Origin of the sequence: Aggregatibacter sp. oral taxon 513, assembly GCF_018128305.1 — a bacterium.
GTDB lineage: Bacteria > Pseudomonadota > Gammaproteobacteria > Enterobacterales > Pasteurellaceae > Aggregatibacter > Aggregatibacter segnis_A.
The window spans coordinates 1,289,796-1,309,127 of record NZ_CP072381.1 but is presented as its reverse complement, the minus strand read 5'-3'; the positions used below and the strand labels follow the sequence as shown (position 1 = coordinate 1,309,127).

The window sequence follows — 19,332 nt, the reverse complement described above, 5'->3', positions numbered from 1 at the left end:
AATGATTAAAATTTCCACCGCACTTTTCTCTCAGCTATTTTTCTCCTTTGACTGTTTCAACCCAACGCTCAATTAAGCGTTTGCTTTCTGCATCGGAACCAAAACGGATGAAATCAATATCCAATAATTTTAATTTGCTTGGATCGCTAGATTTAGGTGACACTTTTGCATAGATATTCGTTGGAAGTTGGTAAGAGTCAGATTCGCGCCATGGGATTTCTTGTGCTTCGGTATCAAGGACGAAGTCCACGAAGTGTTTGGCATTTTCTAGATTACGTGCGCCTTTGATGATGCTTACCGACCCTAATGTATAGCCCACGCCTTCACAAGGTAAAATGCCTTTTACCGGTGCGCCTTTGTCTTTTTCACGTACATAGCCATGCATAAAGGCAATATCAACGCCTACTTCACCGGTCGCTAAGTTGCCGGTGGCTAAGCCACTTTTGGAATATTGGGCCACGTTCGCATTGAGTTTTTTCAAGTAATCAAACGCTTTTTCTTCGCCCCAAAGCTGAACTAATGTCGTCAGAAAAGAATAGCCCGTGCCGGATACGCGAGGATCGGCATATTGAATTTGATTTTTGAATTCCGGTTTAAGCAAATCGGCAAAGCATTTTGGTTCCGGAATATTGAGCTGTTTTAATTTTTCCGTATTCACGCCAATGGCGACTTCCATTAAATAGATGATTGATGTGTAATCGCCTCGTTCATCCATTAATTTCTTAAATTGTGGCATGATGTTTTTTTGTAACGGAGAACGATAGGTCGCGAGTAAACCTTGGTCGGCGGCTTGTAAGTGCGGTTCAAATGTGCCGCCAAACCATACATCGGCTTGTGGATTTTCTTTTTCTGCTTTGATTTTACCGAGTACGGTGCCAGTGCTATTTCGTACAAATTGGGCATCGACGTTGTATTTTTCGGCAAAGCGTTTCGTAACTTTTTCACAGGTGACATTTTGTACGCTGCAATAAATGGTCAGTTTGCCTTCCGCTTGGGCGTTTTGTGTATAAAACAGCATTGGAAGTAAGCAAAGTGCGGTTGTTTTTAAGGATGTTTTTAGTGGTGAATAATTTTTAGAAAGCTTGGTCATTGATTTAATCCTTGGTGAGATTGAAAAACAAAACCAGCTAACAACTAAACGGGGAAATTGGCTGAAAGAAGCCATGGAAGCAGAGTGAAGTGCATTAGTTTCCTACGTCAGTGCTAACTGTATCAGGTTCACGGGTATTTCTCAGCTCCGTTATTTAAACCAACGGAGCACCCCGACTAACGCGCATTACTATAGGTGTTTGTTATTGATTTGTAAATAAAAGTGAAAAATATTTATTTTTTGGATCGCACTTTAGCTGCGGCTTCCAAAAGGCGGTTTGGCAAACCAGACCAAAATAAATAATGCCAAAAACAGCACGGCGGATAACCAGAAAATCTCGTTGGCGCCGAGGATAAAACCTTGCGATGTGATGTTACGGGCAAGCAGGGAAGAAGTTTGTTCTTCACCCATACCGAAACGCTCCATCATTTGGTAGTACTGTTGTGCAGTAGGGTTATACGGCGTAATGGCTTCAGTCAGCTGTGAGTGGTGAACGGCTTCACGGTTATACCACAAGAATGTCGTAAGGGAAGTACCGATGGAGCCGGCAAGGGTACGCAAAAAGTTAAACAAGCTTGAGGCGGATGCCATTTTGTGTGCCGGTAAATCGGACAGCGTAATAGTCGTAAGTGGCATGAAAAAACAGGCGACGGCTAACCCTTGCACCATTTGCGGCAGTGCTACATCGGCAAAACTCATTCCCGGCTCAAAGGTAACGGCACGCCAATAAAAGGTAATGGCATAGACCACAAAGCTGACGGTGACCAAAATACGCATATCGATTTTATGTCCAAACTTACCGATAAGAGGGGATAACAAAATAGGAAAGAGCCCTACGGGGGCGGATGCTAAACCTGCCCAAGTGGCGGTGTAGCCAAAAACCTGTTGCAACAACAAGGGAATTAATACGACGGAGCCGAGATAAATTAAAAATGCCAAGCTGGTGGATAAACAGCCCACAGTGAAATTGCGTTGCTTGAATAAGGAAATATCCACCACAGGGTTGTCGTCCGTCAGTTCCCAAATGACAAGCGCGGTTAAGGTGACGGCGGAAATGACGGCAAGGATAATGATTTCAGTGGAGTTGAACCAATCCTGTTCACGTCCTTGATCCAGCATTAATTGTAAGCAGCCTACGCCTAATACCAATAAGACTAGTCCCACCGTATCAATAGGTTGGTGCTGAATTTTACTTTCTCGTGGCATTAATATTTTCCAACTGGTACTGATAATGAACAGTCCAACGGGCACATTAATAAAGAAGATCCACCCCCAATGTAAATTATCACTGATCCAACCGCCGAGAATGGGACCGAAAATCGGTGCAACTACTATGGTCATTGCCCAAAATGCCAATGCCATGCCCCGTTTTTCCGGAGGATAGTTATTGAGTAGCAAACTCTGAGACAGCGGAATAATCGGGCCTGCCGCTAATCCTTGGAAAATACGGCACAGAATCAACATTTCCAAGCTATGGGAAATGCCGCATAGCCAAGAGGCTAACACAAAAAGTGCGGTGGAAATGAGGAATAATTTTACTTCCCCAAAACGTTTGGCAAGCCAGCCGGTAATGGGAATAGAAATGGCATTGGCGACGCCGAAAGAGGTAATCACCCAAGTGCCTTGGCTGAACGATGCGCCGAGATCGCCCGAAATCGTGGGGATCGCCACGTTTGCAATGGTGGAATCCAAGACTTGCATGAACGTGGCAAGGGATAGCGCTAATGTAATGATGCCAAGGGCTGCGCCTTCAAGGGGTTTTTGCATGATGGGCAAGCCTTAGTTTGTGTTATCGCGAATAATTTTTTCGATGAGATTTTCCACCGCACTTTGATCATAATTCAACGTATTGGTGGAATAGAGCGGCGCAGTACGTTTTTGTTGTGACAACATTTCACCACGGGTATCTGAAATATTCACTTCAACTAACGTAGATAAGCCCATACGCAACGGGTAGTTTGCGATTTGTTGTGCATCTAGGCTAATGCGAACCGGCACACGTTGCACCACTTTGATCCAGTTACCGGTGGCATTTTGGGCGGGGAGCAAAGAAAATGCGCTGCCGGTTCCCATTTCGATGCCTTCTACTTTGCCATCAAATTTCACATCATGGCCGTATAAATCAAAGGATAATTTCACCGGTTGACCGATTCGCACGTCTTTTAATTGTGTTTCTTTGAAATTGGCATCTACCCACATTTGTTCGTTGGAAACAATCGCCATTAGCGAGCTACCCACGGCAACTTTTTGTCCCACTTGCGCGCTTCGGCGCGCCACATAGCCATCGACCGGGCTGGTGATTTTGGTACGTTGTAAATTGAGCCATGCCTGTTTGACGGCACTGATGGCTTTTTGAATTTCCGGCTGCTCTTTTAGTGGCACATTCATTAATAAGGATTTATTGGCAGCAAGCTGGTTTTTCACCGCGTTTAAATTGGCCTCCGCTGTCATGACCGCTTCTCTGGCGTGTTGTAGCGATTCTTTATCAATCGCTCCGCTTTTCCCTAACTGTTCACGGCGCGCTAAATCGCCTTGTGCTTTCGTCAACGCCGTTTGGTTGGCTTGAACCGTTGCTTCCAGTTGTTTCACGGTGTAGCCAAGCTGCGAAATTTGGCGTACTGCACTTGCCAAGGTATTTTGTGCTTGGCTGAAACTCAGTTGGTAATCTGTGTCATCTAATTCAAGTAACACTTCTCCCGCACGTACAAAATCCATGTTTTCTACGTTAATTTGTCTTACGTTTCCGGCAATTTGCGAGGAAATCATCACCTGATTGCCACTCACATACGCGTCCTCAGTGGTTTGATAATTCTTAATAAAATAGAACCAATATAATCCGGCGAGGATCGCCATGAGAATAAGCAAAAAAAAGAAAATGCCTAAGGCTTTTTTGCGGGTCTTTTTAGACGTGGGGGCGGTTGGCTTGCTTGCGTCAGTCATTTATGTTCCTTTTTGATAGTTTTTAGAAATGATTATTAATAATTCCATCTTTATTATCTATCAATTCTATTCAATGTAACAATTAGCGCCATTATGTGCTTTTTTCTATACTTACGCCAACAAAAACGAACGAGGTTAAGCATTGCATCGTTCATCTTTTATAAATTAACAAAGTAAAGTATAGGAGAACATATCATGTCAAAAACATTTATTGGTTTAGATACCGCAAAATCTGAAGAATTAGCTGCAAAATTAAACGAATTATTAGCCACTTATCAAGTCTTCTACACCAACGTGCGTGGTTATCACTGGAACATTAAAGACGTGAACTTCTTTGAATTACACGCAAAATTTGAAGAAATTTACACCGATTTAGTGGAAAAAGTGGACGAAGTGGCAGAACGTATTTTAACCTTGGGCTACACACCAAACAATGCGTTTAGCCAATATTTAAGCCATTCTCGTATTAAAGAAGATATTGCTGTGAGCACTGCAGTTGCTTGCTTAAGAGGCACACTAGAGGGCTTTAAAGTGTTACTTGCTCAACAACGTGAAATTCTTGCTTTGGCGGCAGATGCCGGCGATGAAGGCACCGTTTCACAAATGAGTGATTACATTAAAGCACAAGAAAAATTAGTTTGGATGTTCCAAGCCGCTTGCCAAACTTGTGCAAACTAATTTGCGCGATTAATTAAAGAAAAACCTGCTTGATTGAGATGAAGCAGGTTTTTTTATGGGGAAAGTGCGGTGAAATTTTAGGATAGTTTATCAAATAAAAATCCTCTCATATTTCACCGCACTTTTTTGTTTCAATAAGTTGAATTGCAATTAAGCGCATTGGGAATGGTACTGTTGTTATTTGTGCGTTTGGATAAATTAAGGTTGGAAGGCGAAGAAAAGTTGATATAATCACGCCCTTATTCATTTTTATTTGTACAAGAAATAGACATTATGACGAAATTCACTTATTGGCAACGTGCGAAGGTTGCTTTTCAATACATTATGCCGCAACTGTATTTAACCCAATTCGCCGGTTGGTTTGCCCAACAAAAATGGGGTGCAGTAACACATTTCGTGATCAAGGTTTTCGCGAAGAAATACAACGTGGACATGAGCGAAGCAAAAAAAGAGAACTTTAGCGATTATGAAAGCTTCAACCAATTTTTTATTCGTGAGTTAAAAGACAACGCACGAAAAATCAATGAAAATCCGACCGCACTTTGCTTACCGGCCGACGGTCGCGTGAGCCAAATCGGGCATATTGACGATGACCGCTTATTGCAAGCCAAAGGGCATTTTTTCAGCCTATCTGATTTATTAGCCGGCGATGAAGAATTAGTTAACACCTTTAAAAACGGCGAATTTGCTACAATCTATTTATCTCCGCGTGATTATCACCGCGTCCACATGCCGTGCGATGCGACCTTGCGCAAAATGATTTATGTGCCGGGCGATTTATTCTCGGTCAATCCGTTCTTAGCGGAACACGTGCCAAATTTATTCGCCCGCAATGAGCGCGTTATTTGTGTTTTTGATACAGCGTTCGGCCCAATGGTACAAATCCTTGTGGGGGCGACCATTACTGCCAGCATGAGCACGGTTTGGGCAGGCGTCATTAATCCGCCGCGCACCGGTGAAGTCAAAGTCTGGACATATCAAGGAGACAGCGCCATCAAATTAACCAAAGGCCAAGAGATGGGCGCATTCCAATTGGGCTCAACCGTCATTAACTTATTCCCGGCGAATTCCGTGACCTTAGCAGAACATTTAGAGGTGGACGTTCCGGTAAGAATGGGCGAAATCTTAGCCACAATGAAATAGTTTTATCAACAGAAAGGAAAACAACATGACAGCAGAATTTTTCAATCAAGTGACATTAGACGATACCGAAGCCAAAGGCAGTTACGGTATTGGTTTGCAAATCGGCCAACAATTATTGGATAGCCAATTAGCGGTGAAAGCAGAAGCGGTAGCTAAAGGGATTTACGATGTGTTAAATCAACATGCGCCGGCATTAGATTTCAATGAAATCAGCCAAGCGTTACAACAATTGCAACAACAAGCTGCGGAAGCCCAACAAGCGCAATTTAAAGAAATTGAAGCCGCAGGTAAAGCTTTCTTAGAGGCGAACAAACAAAAAGACGGCGTGAAAGTCACGGATTCCGGCTTGCAATATGAAGTGTTAGTTGAAGGCAACGGCAACGTGCCATCTCCAACCGATAAAGTACGCGTTCACTACACTGGCACATTACCGGACGGTACTGTATTCGACAGTTCCGTCGCTCGCGGTCAACCGGCAGAATTCCCGGTTAACGGCGTGATCAAAGGTTGGATCGAAGCGCTTTCCATGATGCCGGTCGGTTCTAAATGGCGTTTGGCAATCCCACATGAATTAGCCTATGGCGAACGTGGCGCAGGTGCAGCCATCCCACCATTTAGTCCATTAGTCTTTGAAGTGGAATTGTTAGAGATTCTTTAATTTATCCCTCTCATAAAAAAGCCACACGCGATATTGACGTGTGGCTTTTTTTATTCCTATTTGACGACGGTTCCCACAATACTTCGGGTCGTTTCCCGCACTTCAGTGAGTTGTACACGAATTGGGTCGCCGATTTTGTATAACCGCTGATCTTTCACATAAAAAGCGATTTCATCAGGATTAATCAAAACCTCTTCTTTATTGTCGTGCAGCGTTGAGGCTGGAATAAACATGGAGGCGCCATTTTCTAGCAACATCACACGTAAGCCGCCACGGCTCACATCTTGCACTTCCGCGTCAAATTCCGGTTTTTCAGCGACTTTATCTGCTAAATAGCGACAATATAGCCAATCGGCAATATCTCGTTCTACCAAACGATTTTGGCGACGGGTTTCTTGCAAGCGGGCAAGTACGCTTTCCTCCGGTTTAGCAAAATCACGGTTGGCTAAATGGGCTTTGATTAAACGATGGTTCACCATATCCGAATATTTTCGAATCGGCGACGTCCACGTGGCGTAGCCGTTTAAGCCCAGGCCAAAGTGCGGTGCCAATTCTGCTTTAAATTCTGCGAAAGTGAGGAAACGACGCAAACGGAATTCCAAATAATCCCCTTCAATCGGTTCAATATCATGGCGCATTTCGCAGTAACCGCTTAAGGTTGCCAAATTTTCTGGTGCATAACGACTTTGTAATTCCGCTTTGTTTTCATCATTGGCTAAATTGGCTAACAAGAAATTGTGGGCGTTTTCCAAGAATTTTTTATCGAATCCGCTGTGCGTGTTGAAAATGCCGCACTGTAAGTTTTCATGTAAAAATTGGGCGGCGCAGATATTCGCGATAATCATAGATTCTTCCACGATTTGGTTGGCAATACGGCGATACTCCGCTTTAATTTCTTGCACCTTGCCGTTTTCTCCCAGCACGAAAGAATAATCCGGTTTTTCTTTAAAAAGTAGGGCGTGGGTTTTACGCCATTGCGTTCTGGTTAGGGTAAATTGGTGTAGCCAGTGAATTTGCTGTGCTGTTTCCGGATTTTCCGGCTGCCAAGCATTGTCTTTGCCTTCTAGGTAATCGGAAACATTGTTATAGGCTAATTTGGCTTTAGATTGCACTTCTGCCAATACAAATCGTGAAGGCGCGGTGATGTTGCCGGCTAAATCTGTTTGAATATAACACACTAATGCCGGGCGGATTTCGTTTGGTTTGAGGGAGCATAGCTCGTCGGACAGTTCCCGTGGCAACATCGGAATATTGAAGCCGGGCAAATAATTGGTGAAACAACGTTGTTTAGCGTCTTTTTCGATTTGTGAATTTAAACTGATATAAGCCGTCGGATCGGCAATAGCAACCACTAATTGCCAGCCGGTTTCTTCGCCGTTTGAGGTGATAGGCTCAATATACAAGGCGTCGTCCATGTCCTGCGTAGTTTCAGAGTCGATGGTGATGAAGTGAAGTGCGGTCAGATTTTCGCGCGTTTCTTGATCCTGCATTTCATAGTGATCTTGTCCTTGTACCGGTTCACGCGGTTGTTCGTGACGCGCAAGGGTCACCCACCAAGGTGCCAGTTCATCATTGGCGTGGCAAATAAATTGAGTGATTTGCGCATAGAAAAAGCGATTGTCGCGCAAAGGGTGGGTTTTTAGGGTTGCCACAACCCAATCGCCTTCCTGTAATTCTTCTTTGACCGCTTTGCTTTGTGCGGCGCCAATGGGCTGATTGATGTTAGGGTGATCAACAAGCACCTGCAATTTCTTGTCTTTATTGAACCGCACTTTCGCGATAAAACGGGTAAGCATCGGCTCGATTAAGGCTTCCGGTTCGGCTTGTTCTTTATCGCCTTGTTTTTCGATCGTGGCGCTGATTTTGTCGCCGTGCATGACTTTTTTCATGGCAGGTGGCGCAATAAAGTAGCTTTTTTTATCACATTCTAAAAAGCCATAGGCTTTATCGGAGCCTTTCACCGTGCCTTCCACACGTTCTTTGCTGTCATGAATTTGTTGTTTGAGTTGTGCGAGTAATGGATTATCTTGGAACATAATTACGTTGGGCGGATTTTTGTCCGCAGATAAAGTGAAAAACGATAACGGCAGACTGAAGTCCACCTTACAAAAGAAAAGGCAGGTCAAAAAACCTGCCAATAAATAAAGGAAGAAAAAATTATTCTTCGCCTAATTCGCCCATGGCGGTGATGCTGAAACCGGCATCAACATGGACGATTTCACCGGTGATCCCGGAGGCTAAATCAGAACATAAGAACGCCGCAGAATTGCCCACATCTTCGATCGTCACGGTGCGGCGTAATGCAGCGGTTTTCTCGAAGGTTGCCAACATTTTCTTGAAGTTTTTAATGCCGGAAGCCGCTAAGGTACGAATCGGGCCAGCAGAAATGGCGTTCACACGAATGCCGTCTTTACCTAAATCAGCTGCCATCACACGGGTTGCCGCTTCAAGAGAGGCTTTGGCTAAACACATCACGTTGTAGTTTGGAATGGCACGTTCTGCACCTAAGTAGGACAGCGTTAATAATGCCGCATTCGGATTCAAATACGGACGTGCCGCTTGCGCCATTGCCACGAAACTGTAGGCACTGATGTCGTGGGCAATGCGATAACCTTCACGGGTTGCTGCATTGACATAGTCGCCGTCTAATTGATCGCCCGGTGCGAATGCGATAGCGTGTACGAAACCATCGAATTTATCCCAATGTTTGCTTAATTCTGCAAAGCAGTTTTGAATGCTTTCATCGGTAGCAACGTCTAACGGAAGCACGATGTTTGCGCCAAATTCTTTGGCAAATTCTTCAACACGCGGTTGTAATTTTTCATTTAAATAAGTGAAAGCCAATTCTGCGCCTTGCTCTTTCATCGCTTTTGCGATGCCGTAGGCGATAGAACGATTGCTGGCGAGACCTGTAACTAAAATACGTTTACCTGTTAAGAAACCCATAATTATTCCTGTTTGTTTTAGTGAAAAAATTGGCGAAATTATACTTGTTTTGCCTTATAGGAGCAATTATCAGAGTAAGTGTTCCGATATGTTAGGGTAATTTATTAAAAGCTAATTTATTCAGATTGGTTATGCTGACTATGTTTGCCAAGTGCATAGAGCGTAACTAAGCCTAATCCAGTAACAACAATGCTGCGGGTGGTAAACAGTTTTTTACTTACTGCCGTGAATAGTAAAGAACGTATTAAGGGTTGATTTAACACTGAACCTAAGAAATTTATATTTTGGAGAGGAGATGAAATTTCTCGTTTTGTTGTATTACCCTGTGAACGTAATTTAAGTCGCAATATATTGCCCTTGAGTACTAAAAGTTCTTTTTCTTCTTCTAAACGCATTATCACTTCTCCTACTCTTGTTTGGATTTACCTATAATATTTTTTAATGCACTAATATCTTGTTGTATCTCTATTACTGTATCCATCATAAATGTTTTTTGTTTTTTTAAAAAACGCGATAACCCAAAGGCTAAAATAAAAACAATGAATAGGGAAATAACACTGATAGAGAAAAATACGGTGATTTTATTTTCTGGGGCAAGATAGGAATCTAAACCAAATAACAAGCTGATAAAAGAAACTAATAAAAGTAATGAGGAGAACAATATAATAATGAGAGATGATAATAAAGAATTTTTTAGCTGGATAAAGTCAATCCGAAGCATTTGCAAACGGATTTGTGTTAACTCAAGGGTTGTAATCAATGTATTTTTAATTTTTTGTATAATTTGCATTCCGTCTCCTTAAGAGCTGTCTGAAAGAAAAAGTGGCTGCGTAGAAAATGAGTAAACGCAGCCATTATTCAGTAGAACTCTTTTAGTAAATAGAAACTATTTTTTACTGATGAGTACGCCCAGTAATAATCCAATAACACCAGCAGTGCCGATGGCTTTGTAAGGATTTTCTTGCACTAGAGTATCGGTGCTTTTAATCACCTCTTTGGTTTTTTCAACGGCTTCTTCTTGAAGAGAACTAAATTGTCCTTTAATTGTTTTAATTTGAGAACTTAAATTTTTTTTCAATTTTTTCAGTTCTTCTGCGCCTGCTTCACTTTTTTCATTAAAAAGCTCTTCAGCATTATTTAAAATGTCATTCAGTTCTTCTAATAGTTCTTTGCGTTTTGCATCAAATTCTTTACTCATAGTGTTTCTCCTCTTGTTAAAATGTAATAATTAAAATACCAGCAGAAATAATACTTTTATTCCTACATGGTTACTATTCTATACATATATTTTATAGAGAAGTCAAGAGTAAATCAGTTATGCCGGATTATCCATATCCTTAAATTCCACCTCAAATCCCTGTTCGTTTGCCAGCCATTCACCTAACGCTTTTACGCCATAACGTTCGGTGGCATGGTGGCCTGCGGCAAAGAAATGAATTCTTTGTTCTCTAGCGGAGTGAATGGTTTGCTCAGAGACTTCGCCTGTAATAAAGGCCTCAAAACCTTGGGCTGCAGCAAGATCAATGTAACCTTGACCTCCACCGGTGCAGATGCCGATTTTGCGGATAAAGTGCGGTCCGTTTTCTGTGCAAATTAATGGTCTGCGCTTTAACATCTGTTCGATGCGTTCGGCAAATTGTTCGGCAGTTAATGGTTCTTTTAAGGCACCCCAAACAGGAATGCTGGCCGAGCTTTATCGCCTTGTTTTTCGATCGTGGCGCTGATTTTGTCGCCGTGCATGACTTTTTTCATGGCAATAGGGGAAATGAAATAGCTTTTCTTGTCGCATTCCAAAAAGCCGTAAGCCTTGTCCGTACCTTTTACCGTGCCTTCCACACGTTCTTTGCTGTCATGAATTTGTTGTTTGAGTTGTGCGAGTAATGGATTATCTTGGAACATAATTACGTTGGGCGGATTTTCGTCCGCAGATAAAGTGAAAAACGATAATGGCAGACTGAAGTCCACCTTACAAAAGAAAAGGCAGGTTAAAAAACCTGCCGATAAATAAAGGAAGAAAAAATTATTCTTCGCCTAATTCGCCCATGGCGGTGATGCTGAAACCGGCATCAACATGGACGATTTCACCGGTGATCCCGGAGGCTAAATCAGAACATAAGAACGCCGCAGAATTGCCCACATCTTCGATCGTCACGGTGCGGCGTAATGCAGCGGTTTTCTCGAAGGTTGCCAACATTTTCTTGCAGTTTTTAATGCCGGAAGCCGCTAAGGTACGAATCGGGCCAGCAGAAATGGCGTTCACACGAATGCCGTCTTTACCTAAATCAGCTGCCATCACACGGGTTGCCGCTTCAAGAGAGGCTTTGGCTAAACACATCACGTTGTAGTTTGGAATGGCACGTTCTGCACCTAAGTAGGACAGCGTTAATAATGCCGCATTCGGATTCAAATACGGACGTGCCGCTTGCGCCATTGCCACGAAACTGTAGGCACTGATGTCGTGGGCAATGCGATAACCTTCACGGGTTGCTGCATTGACATAGTCGCCGTCTAATTGATCGCCCGGTGCGAATGCGATAGCGTGTACGAAACCATCGAATTTATCCCAATGTTTGCTTAATTCTGCAAAGCAGTTTTGAATGCTTTCATCGGTAGCAACGTCTAACGGAAGCACGATGTTTGCGCCAAATTCTTTGGCAAATTCTTCAACACGCGGTTGTAATTTTTCATTTAAATAAGTGAAAGCCAATTCTGCGCCTTGCTCTTTCATCGCTTTTGCGATGCCGTAGGCGATAGAACGATTGCTGGCGAGACCTGTAACTAAAATACGTTTACCTGTTAAGAAACCCATAATTATTCCTGTTTGTTTTAGTGAAAAAATTGGCGAAATTATACTTGTTTTGCTTGTTTTGAGCAATGTAGCGATCTTTGGTTTAACCAGTTATGCTGGATTATCGATATCTTTAAATTCCACGTCAAAACCCTGTTCTTTTGCCAGCCACTCGCCCAAGGCTTTTACGCCATAACGTTCAGTGGCGTGGTGGCCTGCCGCAAAGAAATGAATCCCTTGCTCCCTCGCAGAATGGATCGTTTGTTCCGATACTTCTCCTGTGATAAAGGCGTCACAACCTTGGGCTGCAGCAAGATCAATGTAACCTTGGCCTCCACCGGTGCAGATACCGATTTTGCGGATAAAGTGCGGTCCGTTTTCTGTGCAAATTAACGGCTTGCGGTTTAAAACGCGCTCAATGCGTTCAGCAAACTGTTCGGCAGTTAAAGCTTCTTTTAAGGTTCCCCACACCGGAATGCTGACTGTGTTTTGTTCTAGCGGTTGAAGGTTGTCGATGCCGAGCAATTGGGCGAGCTGGGCGTTGTTGCCTAGCTCTGGATGAACATCTAGAGGCAAATGATAGCCGTATAAATTAATGTCATTGACTAATAACGTTTTGATTCGCTTGCCTTTCATGCCGCGAATACAAGGATTTTCGCTTTTCCAAAAATAACCATGATGAACGAGCAATGCATCGGCTTTTTGTTCAACAGCATAATCAATTAACGCTTGACTGGCAGTGACGCCGGTGATGATTTTTTTGATTTCCGCTTTGCCTTCTACTTGTAGGCCATTGGGGGCGTAGTCGTTGATGGTAGCGCTATTGAGCTTTTGATTGAGTAGATTTTCTAGGGCTAAATTGTGCATAGATGTTCTCTGAATGAAGAAAAAGAATGGCGTAATGATAATGGCTTTAGTAGGGAATAAGAAGAAAAAAATGGCCGGTGCGAATATCTTTGGTAAAGACGTGGGGGAGTGTTTGCACCGGCCACTGTGTTTAAGAATGACGACTATCTTAAATGAAAACGATCTCATTATACAAATTATTATATAGCGATCAAGTGAAATTTAACGATGTGGTTAAAAAAGTTTATTTCATATTGATGGGCTTAGTGTGTATGTAATTAACATGTTGAAAATAAAAGGTAAATAAAAAAGGAAGTCGAACGACTTCCTTTTTTTTTTTATAGGTTAATTATTTCTGACGCATTGCCGGGAATAAAATCACATCGCGGATGGATGGGGCGTTGGCGTAAAGCATGGCGAGACGGTCGATACCTAAGCCTTCGCCGGCTGTTGGTGGTAAACCGTGTTCAAGGGCGACAACGAAATCTTCATCTTTGAACATCGCTTCGTCATCGCCGGCTTCTTTAGCCGCCACTTGAGCGTCAAAGCGTTCATTTTGATCTTCCGCATCGTTTAGCTCGGAGAAACCGTTACCGATTTCACGTCCACCAATGAAGAGTTCAAAGCGATCGGTGACTTCCGGGTTTTCATCGTTACGACGTGCCAACGGTGAAATTTCCGCCGGGTGTGCCATTAAGAAAGTCGGTTGAATTAAATGATGCTCTGCCACTTCTTCAAAAATGGCGTTGACAATGCTACCTAAGCCCCAAGATTTTTGCACTTCGATACCTAAGCGAGCGGCAACTGCTTTTGCGCGATCAATATCATATAAATCTTCTTTAACGATGCCTTTGTCTGCACCGTATTTAATGGTGGCTTCGTGTAACGTGATACGCTCGAATGGTTTGCCAAAGTCAAATTCGTATTCACCGTATTTCACGATGGTTGTGCCTAAAATGTCGATGGCAAGTTTGCGTAACAATTCTTCGGTGTTATCCATTAAATCGTGGTAGTCGGCATAGGCTTGGTAGTATTCAAGCATGGTAAATTCCGGGTTGTGACGAACTGACACGCCTTCGTTACGGAAGTTACGGTTCAATTCAAATACACGTTCAAAACCGCCGACCACTAAGCGTTTTAAGTAAAGCTCAGGGGCAATACGCAGGTACATATCTACGTCTAATGCATTATGGTGTGTTACGAAAGGACGTGCTGAAGCACCGCCCGGAATCACTTGTAACATCGGAGTTTCTACTTCCATAAAGCCTTTGGAAATGAAGTAGTCACGAATACCGGCAACCACTTTTGAACGAATGATAAAAGTACGGCGGGATTCTTCGTTAGAGATTAAATCCAAGTAACGTTGACGGTAGCGCACTTCTTGGTCAGTTAAGCCATGGAATTTATCCGGTAACGGACGCAATGCTTTGGTAAGCAATTGTACTTCGGTGGCTTTAACGGTGAGTTCGTTGGTTTTGGTTTTGAATAATGATCCTTTTACGCCCACGATATCGCCTAAATCCCAGTGACCGACATCATCGGCATACACGCCCTCAGGTAGATTGTCGCGTGCAACATAAAGCTGGATTTTGCCGCTCATATCTTGGATGGTGATAAACGTGGCTTTACCCATAGCACGACGCGTCATGATACGACCGGCAACCGCAATTTCAACGTGCTGTTCTTTTAATGCTTCACCTTCTTCCGCATCATATTTATCATGCAAATCTTGAGCGAGTGCGTCACGACGGAATTGGTTTGGGAACGCATTACCTTTCGTGCGTAGGGCGGCTAATTTTTCACGACGGACTAACATTTCGCCGTTTAAATCTAATTCTTTTACTTCTTGTTCTGACATTTTTGTTTACCTTTAATTTTAAAAAACGTGTTTAAAAATGACCGCACTTTTAGAGTCCGGCCTTGAGACTGGCTTCGATAAACCGATCTAGATCACCGTCTAATACGGCTTGTGTATTGCGGTTTTCTACACCGGTACGTAAATCTTTAATACGAGAATCATCTAACACATAAGAACGAATTTGGCTGCCCCAGCCGATGTCGGATTTGTTGTCTTCCATGGCTTGTTTGTCGGCATTTTTCTTTTGCAATTCCAATTCGTACAACTTCGCTTTCAGTTGTTTCATTGCTTGATCTTTGTTCTTGTGTTGGGAGCGGTCGTTCTGACATTGCACCACAATGCCGCTTGGCATATGCGTAATTCGCACCGCACTTTCAGTTTTGTTCACGTGCTGACCACCTGCACCGGAGGCACGATACACATCGATACGCAAATCGGCAGGATTGATTTCAATATCAATATCATCGTCAATTTCAGGATACACAAACGCAGCGCTGAATGAGGTATGACGACGGTTATTGGAGTCAAACGGGCTTTTACGCACCAAACGGTGAATACCGGTTTCTGTGCGTAGCCAACCGAAGGCATATTCGCCGCTAACACGAATGGTAGCAGATTTAACACCGGCCACATCGCCGTCGGAGACTTCCATCAATTCGGTTTTGAATCCTTTGCTTTCGGCCCAGCGCAAATACATACGAAGTAACATTTCCGTCCAGTCTTGCGCTTCGGTACCACCGGAGCCTGCTTGCAAATCTACATAACAATCACACGCATCGTGTTCGCCGCTGAACATGCGGCGGAATTCCAGTTTGGCGAGTTGTTGTTCCAGTTCGTCTAATTCGGCAACGGCTTCGTTGAAGGTGTCTTCGTCTTCCGCTTCTACGGCCAGTTCCAACAAGCCGTCCACATCTTCCAAGCCTTGCTCTAAATTTTTAATGGTATTGACCACCTGTTCTAAAGAGACGCGCTCTTTGCCGAGTGCTTGCGCTTTATCTGCGTCGTTCCATACATCAGGCTGTTCCAATTCGGCGTTGACTTCTTCTAAACGCTCGGTTTTGGCGTCGAAGTCAAAGATACCCCCGAAGCACTGAAGTGCGGTCGGTTAAATCGGTGATTTTATTTTTGATAGGATTGATTTCAAACATGATGATTAACTGTGTTTAAAGACTAAATTAAGTGTGGGATTATAGGGGATTTTGCGGGGATTTGGTAGGTGATGGAATAATAAAAAACCTTATTCATAAGGAATGAATAAGGTTTTAAATTGATTTAACCTAAAACTGAATTACTCATCAGCAGGGAATTTTTCTTCTAATTGATCTGCTAATTTGTCAATAGCATCGTCTTTTGCGTTTGCTTTTGCGACAGCTTCAGGAACTTTACCAGCGTTGTCAGTAGATGGTGATTTGACTTGAGATAAAATTAGCTGAGCTACTTCTTTTTCAGCATCTACATATTCTTTATACATAGCAACAAGTGGTGAAACTTCTTCACTTTTAATGCCTAATGCTTCTAATTCAGCTACATGTTCTGCTGCTTTTTTATCAAATTCTGCAACAGCAGTTTCAGTTGCGGCCACATTGCTACTTGCAGAGGCAGTAGCAATTGCATCAAAACTTGCTTCAAGTTTTTGGCCAGCTGTTTCTTCCCAAGCTTTAAATTTTTTCACTTCTTCAGCTTGTTGAGACGCAGCGAATGCGCTAACGGAAGCTAATGTGAGTGCAGATACTGCAGCGACTTTGAAAAGTTTTTTCATTAGGATTACCTCTTATGAGTAAATTTAAGATGTAAAGTTGTTGTACAAGAAAGCTTGTACGCTTTTTAGAATATAAAAAGTTGAGTGTTATAGTCAAGTATTTTATTGGGTTAGTATAATGCGCCCAATTTTGCATAAGCCGCCAATTACTTTTATAATTCGCACTTATTTTCACAATTTAGGAACAATAGAAATGAAAAAAATTATTACCGCACTTTCTCTTTTTGCGATTTCTGTGGGGGCAACCGCAAGCGATGCCGTGTTGAAAAGTAAATTAGAAAAATTAGGCGCAAAAGACATTGAAATTCAAACCTCACCGATTAAAGGTTTGAAAACCGTTGTCAGTGATCAAGGTATTTTCTACGCCAGCGAAGATGGCAGCTATTTAATTCAAGGTAAAATTTATAAACTTACCGACAACGGCATCAGCAACGTTTCTAATAAATTGCTGATGGAAAAAGTCAATGCGTTGAAAGACGAAATGATTGTGTATCCGGCAAAAAATGAAAAACATGTTGTGACGGTTTTTATGGATATTACCTGTCATTACTGCCATTTATTGCATCAACAAGTTAAAGAATATAACGACTTAGGTATTACCGTACGCTATTTGGCCTTCCCGCGTGGTGGTTTGGATAATCAAACAGCACGTCAAATGGAAGCGATTTGGACGGCAAAAGATCCGATGTTTGCATTGAATGAAGCAGAAAAAGGCAATTTGCCGAAAGAATTGAAAACCCCGAACATGGTGAAAAAACATTATATGCTTGGTGTGCAACTAGGCGTCACCGGTACACCGACAATCATTACGTCTGAAGGTGATGTTATCGGCGGTTATTTGAAACCGGCTGATTTACTTGCTGCCTTAGAAGGTTAATGCAGGTTCTTTGTGCAAAAACGAATCTTACGCCGCGATGTGCCGGCAGGCGATAAACTTTGTGACGATCCCTTGTTGGATCGTCTTTATCGTTCGCGCCACATTAAAAACGCCAACCAATTAGACCGCACTTTAAGTGCCATGCATCATCCGAATCTCATGTCGGGCATGGATACTGCGGTAGCATTTCTTCTAGAAGCCTATCAAAAACAACAGAAAATCGTCATTGTGGGCGATTTTGATGCTGATGGTGCAACCAGTACCGCATTGGCTGTGCTCGCATTACGTCAACTGGGCTTTGCTAATGTCACCTATTTAGTGCCGAACCGTTTCGAGCAAGGTTATGGGCTCAGTGTTGCCGTGGCACAAGAGGCATTGGCTTTAGGCGTTGAACTGTTAATGACCGTAGATAACGGTGTCTCTTCTCATGAGGGCGTAGATTTTTTAAAGGCGCAAGGCGTGAAGGTGATTGTGACAGACCACCACTTGCCACCGGAAACGCTGCCGAATGCCGACGCCATTGTGAATCCGAATTTGGCGCATTGCGGTTTTCCCTCCAAACATCTGGCCGGTGTAGGCGTTACTTTTTATCTTATGCTTGCCTTGCGGGCAAAATTCCGCGAACTTGGTCTATTTGATGCAAAAAATCAGCCGAATTTCACGGAATTGTTAGATTTAGTGGCATTAGGCACAGTCTCCGATGTGGTGCCGTTAGATCAAAATAATCGTATTTTAGTTTATCAAGGCATTGCCCGTATTCGCGCCGAACGTTGTCGTTGCGGCATTCGTGCATTGGCGGAAGTGGCGAAGCGGGACGTGACCCGTTTCGTGGCGGCGGATTTAGGCTTTTCCATTGGCCCGCGTTTAAATGCGGCGGGACGGCTGGATAATATGTCCGTGGGCGTGGAGCTTTTGTTAGCCGAAAACATGGAAACGGCTCGTGCGTTGGCATTGGAGCTGGATGGTTTAAATCAAGCACGCAAGGAAATCGAGCAGGGCATGAAGTTAGAAGCCTTAACCATCTGCCAAAATTTGTTTGCAAATGCCACCGCACTTGAAACGGACATTCCCCATTCTATTGTGTTGTATCAATCGGATTGGCACCAAGGTGTGCTCGGCATTCTTGCATCACGCATTAAAGAGCAGTTTCATCGCCCGGTGATTGCGTTTGCTCAAGATCAAGGAGGCATGTTGAAAGGGTCTGCGCGTTCCATCCCCGGGTTACATATTCGCGATGTGCTGGAACGGATTTATTCACAGCATCCGGATTTAATTCTGAAATTTGGCGGGCATGCCATGGCGGCAGGATTGAGTATTCAAGAAAGCCGTTTTGACGATTTTCGTCAGATTTTTAATCAGACGGTTAGCGAATTATTGGCGGAAGACCAATTACAAGGCACGATTTGGACTGACGGTGAATTAAATGCGAATTTGTTAAATTTGGCAACGGCAGAAACCTTGCGTCAAGGTGGGCCTTGGGGACAGGCATTTCCTGAACCGATGTTCGACGGTGAATTTAAAATCCTACAACAACGCTTAGTGGGTGAAAAACACTTGAAAATGATGGTGGAACCCAAACTGGGCGGACCTTTGTTGGATGCTATCGCCTTTAACATAGATACGCGCTATTATCCTGATTTATCTATAAAAACTGCAAGATTTGCGTATAAATTAGATATCAATGAATTTCGTGGTAACCGCGATCTTCAATTATTAGTGGATTATATTGAACCATTGGAAAGTTAGGCA

Annotated in this window: 18 protein-coding genes, 2 pseudogenes and 1 riboswitch; of the genes and pseudogenes, 5 read left to right on the top strand and 15 right to left on the bottom strand. The window is 43.1% G+C overall.

Annotated elements, in window-relative coordinates:
* Positions 1–34: 34 nt before the first annotated feature.
* The 3 genes from J5A60_RS06240 to J5A60_RS06230 form a co-directional block, all read right to left on the bottom strand.
* Entirely contained in the window at positions 35–1,090 is a 1,056-nt protein-coding gene (locus J5A60_RS06240; protein WP_212509805.1) for an ABC transporter substrate-binding protein, read from the bottom strand.
* 82 nt (positions 1,091–1,172) lie between these two features.
* Positions 1,173–1,275: riboswitch (TPP riboswitch) on the bottom strand.
* 67 nt (positions 1,276–1,342) lie between these two features.
* Positions 1,343–2,860 carry a DHA2 family efflux MFS transporter permease subunit gene (locus J5A60_RS06235; RefSeq protein ID WP_305825890.1) on the bottom strand — a complete coding sequence of 506 codons (1,518 nt, stop codon included), beginning with the start codon at positions 2,858–2,860 and terminating at the stop codon, positions 1,343–1,345.
* A 9-nt stretch (positions 2,861–2,869) separates the two neighbouring features.
* On the bottom strand, positions 2,870–4,030 hold the full coding sequence (locus J5A60_RS06230; protein WP_212509803.1) for an EmrA/EmrK family multidrug efflux transporter periplasmic adaptor subunit: 1,161 nt from the start codon (positions 4,028–4,030) through the stop codon (positions 2,870–2,872).
* A gap of 195 nt (positions 4,031–4,225) precedes the next feature.
* On the opposite strand from J5A60_RS06230, the gene J5A60_RS06225 reads away from it, so the two are divergent.
* From J5A60_RS06225 to J5A60_RS06215, 3 genes are all read left to right on the top strand, one after another.
* Positions 4,226–4,708, top strand: a complete 483-nt coding sequence (locus tag J5A60_RS06225; RefSeq protein ID WP_212509802.1) for a Dps family protein — start codon at positions 4,226–4,228, stop codon at positions 4,706–4,708.
* A gap of 273 nt (positions 4,709–4,981) precedes the next feature.
* A complete protein-coding gene (gene asd / locus J5A60_RS06220; RefSeq protein WP_212509801.1) occupies positions 4,982–5,851 on the top strand; it encodes an archaetidylserine decarboxylase in 870 nt (289 codons plus the stop codon).
* 25 nt (positions 5,852–5,876) lie between these two features.
* Positions 5,877–6,509, top strand: coding sequence for an FKBP-type peptidyl-prolyl cis-trans isomerase (locus tag J5A60_RS06215; protein ID WP_212509800.1), 633 nt, complete (start codon positions 5,877–5,879; stop codon positions 6,507–6,509).
* A 56-nt stretch (positions 6,510–6,565) separates the two neighbouring features.
* Here J5A60_RS06215 and rnb read toward each other — a convergent pair whose 3' ends face one another.
* The 12 genes and pseudogenes from rnb to J5A60_RS06155 all read right to left on the bottom strand — a co-directional run bounded on the left by rnb (position 6,566) and on the right by J5A60_RS06155 (position 16,706).
* On the bottom strand, positions 6,566–8,545 hold the full coding sequence (gene rnb, locus J5A60_RS06210) for an exoribonuclease II (protein ID WP_212509799.1): 1,980 nt from the start codon (positions 8,543–8,545) through the stop codon (positions 6,566–6,568).
* 121 nt (positions 8,546–8,666) lie between these two features.
* On the bottom strand, positions 8,667–9,455 hold the full coding sequence (locus J5A60_RS06205; RefSeq protein ID WP_005703676.1) for an enoyl-ACP reductase: 789 nt from the start codon (positions 9,453–9,455) through the stop codon (positions 8,667–8,669).
* 116 nt (positions 9,456–9,571) lie between these two features.
* On the bottom strand, positions 9,572–9,850 hold the full coding sequence (locus J5A60_RS06200; protein WP_209364371.1) for a hypothetical protein: 279 nt from the start codon (positions 9,848–9,850) through the stop codon (positions 9,572–9,574).
* Between the two features lie 11 nt (positions 9,851–9,861).
* Entirely contained in the window at positions 9,862–10,245 is a 384-nt protein-coding gene (locus J5A60_RS06195) for a phage holin family protein (protein WP_209364372.1), read from the bottom strand.
* A gap of 96 nt (positions 10,246–10,341) precedes the next feature.
* A complete protein-coding gene (locus J5A60_RS06190) occupies positions 10,342–10,653 on the bottom strand; it encodes a YqjD family protein (protein ID WP_021615926.1) in 312 nt (103 codons plus the stop codon).
* A 117-nt stretch (positions 10,654–10,770) separates the two neighbouring features.
* Positions 10,771–11,145 (bottom strand): annotated as a pseudogene (locus J5A60_RS06185) (Nif3-like dinuclear metal center hexameric protein); the annotation flags it as partial.
* Between the two features lie 2 nt (positions 11,146–11,147).
* A pseudogene (locus J5A60_RS06180) lies at positions 11,148–11,354 on the bottom strand (exoribonuclease II); the annotation flags it as partial.
* Between the two features lie 121 nt (positions 11,355–11,475).
* Positions 11,476–12,264, bottom strand: coding sequence for an enoyl-ACP reductase (locus J5A60_RS06175; RefSeq protein ID WP_212509798.1), 789 nt, complete (start codon positions 12,262–12,264; stop codon positions 11,476–11,478).
* A 90-nt stretch (positions 12,265–12,354) separates the two neighbouring features.
* The gene (locus tag J5A60_RS06170) at positions 12,355–13,110 is read right to left on the bottom strand and encodes a Nif3-like dinuclear metal center hexameric protein (protein WP_212509797.1); all 756 of its coding nucleotides are present in this window, start codon (positions 13,108–13,110) and stop codon (positions 12,355–12,357) included.
* Between the two features lie 328 nt (positions 13,111–13,438).
* The gene (gene lysS, locus J5A60_RS06165) at positions 13,439–14,947 is read right to left on the bottom strand and encodes a lysine--tRNA ligase (protein WP_212509796.1); all 1,509 of its coding nucleotides are present in this window, start codon (positions 14,945–14,947) and stop codon (positions 13,439–13,441) included.
* 49 nt (positions 14,948–14,996) lie between these two features.
* Positions 14,997–16,095, bottom strand: a protein-coding gene (prfB, locus tag J5A60_RS06160; RefSeq protein ID WP_111305374.1) for a peptide chain release factor 2 whose coding sequence is annotated in 2 segments (ribosomal slippage) — positions 14,997–16,019 and positions 16,021–16,095 — 1,098 coding nt in all. Because the reading frame shifts where the segments join, the coding sequence is not laid out codon by codon here.
* 140 nt (positions 16,096–16,235) lie between these two features.
* The gene (locus J5A60_RS06155) at positions 16,236–16,706 is read right to left on the bottom strand and encodes a hypothetical protein (protein WP_048750251.1); all 471 of its coding nucleotides are present in this window, start codon (positions 16,704–16,706) and stop codon (positions 16,236–16,238) included.
* A 193-nt stretch (positions 16,707–16,899) separates the two neighbouring features.
* On the opposite strand from J5A60_RS06155, the gene dsbC reads away from it, so the two are divergent.
* Positions 16,900–17,583 carry a bifunctional protein-disulfide isomerase/oxidoreductase DsbC gene (gene dsbC / locus J5A60_RS06150; RefSeq protein ID WP_109128038.1) on the top strand — a complete coding sequence of 228 codons (684 nt, stop codon included), beginning with the start codon at positions 16,900–16,902 and terminating at the stop codon, positions 17,581–17,583.
* A gap of 12 nt (positions 17,584–17,595) precedes the next feature.
* Positions 17,596–19,329, top strand: a complete 1,734-nt coding sequence (gene recJ, locus J5A60_RS06145) for a single-stranded-DNA-specific exonuclease RecJ (protein WP_109128037.1) — start codon at positions 17,596–17,598, stop codon at positions 19,327–19,329.
* Positions 19,330–19,332: the final 3 nt, after the last annotated feature.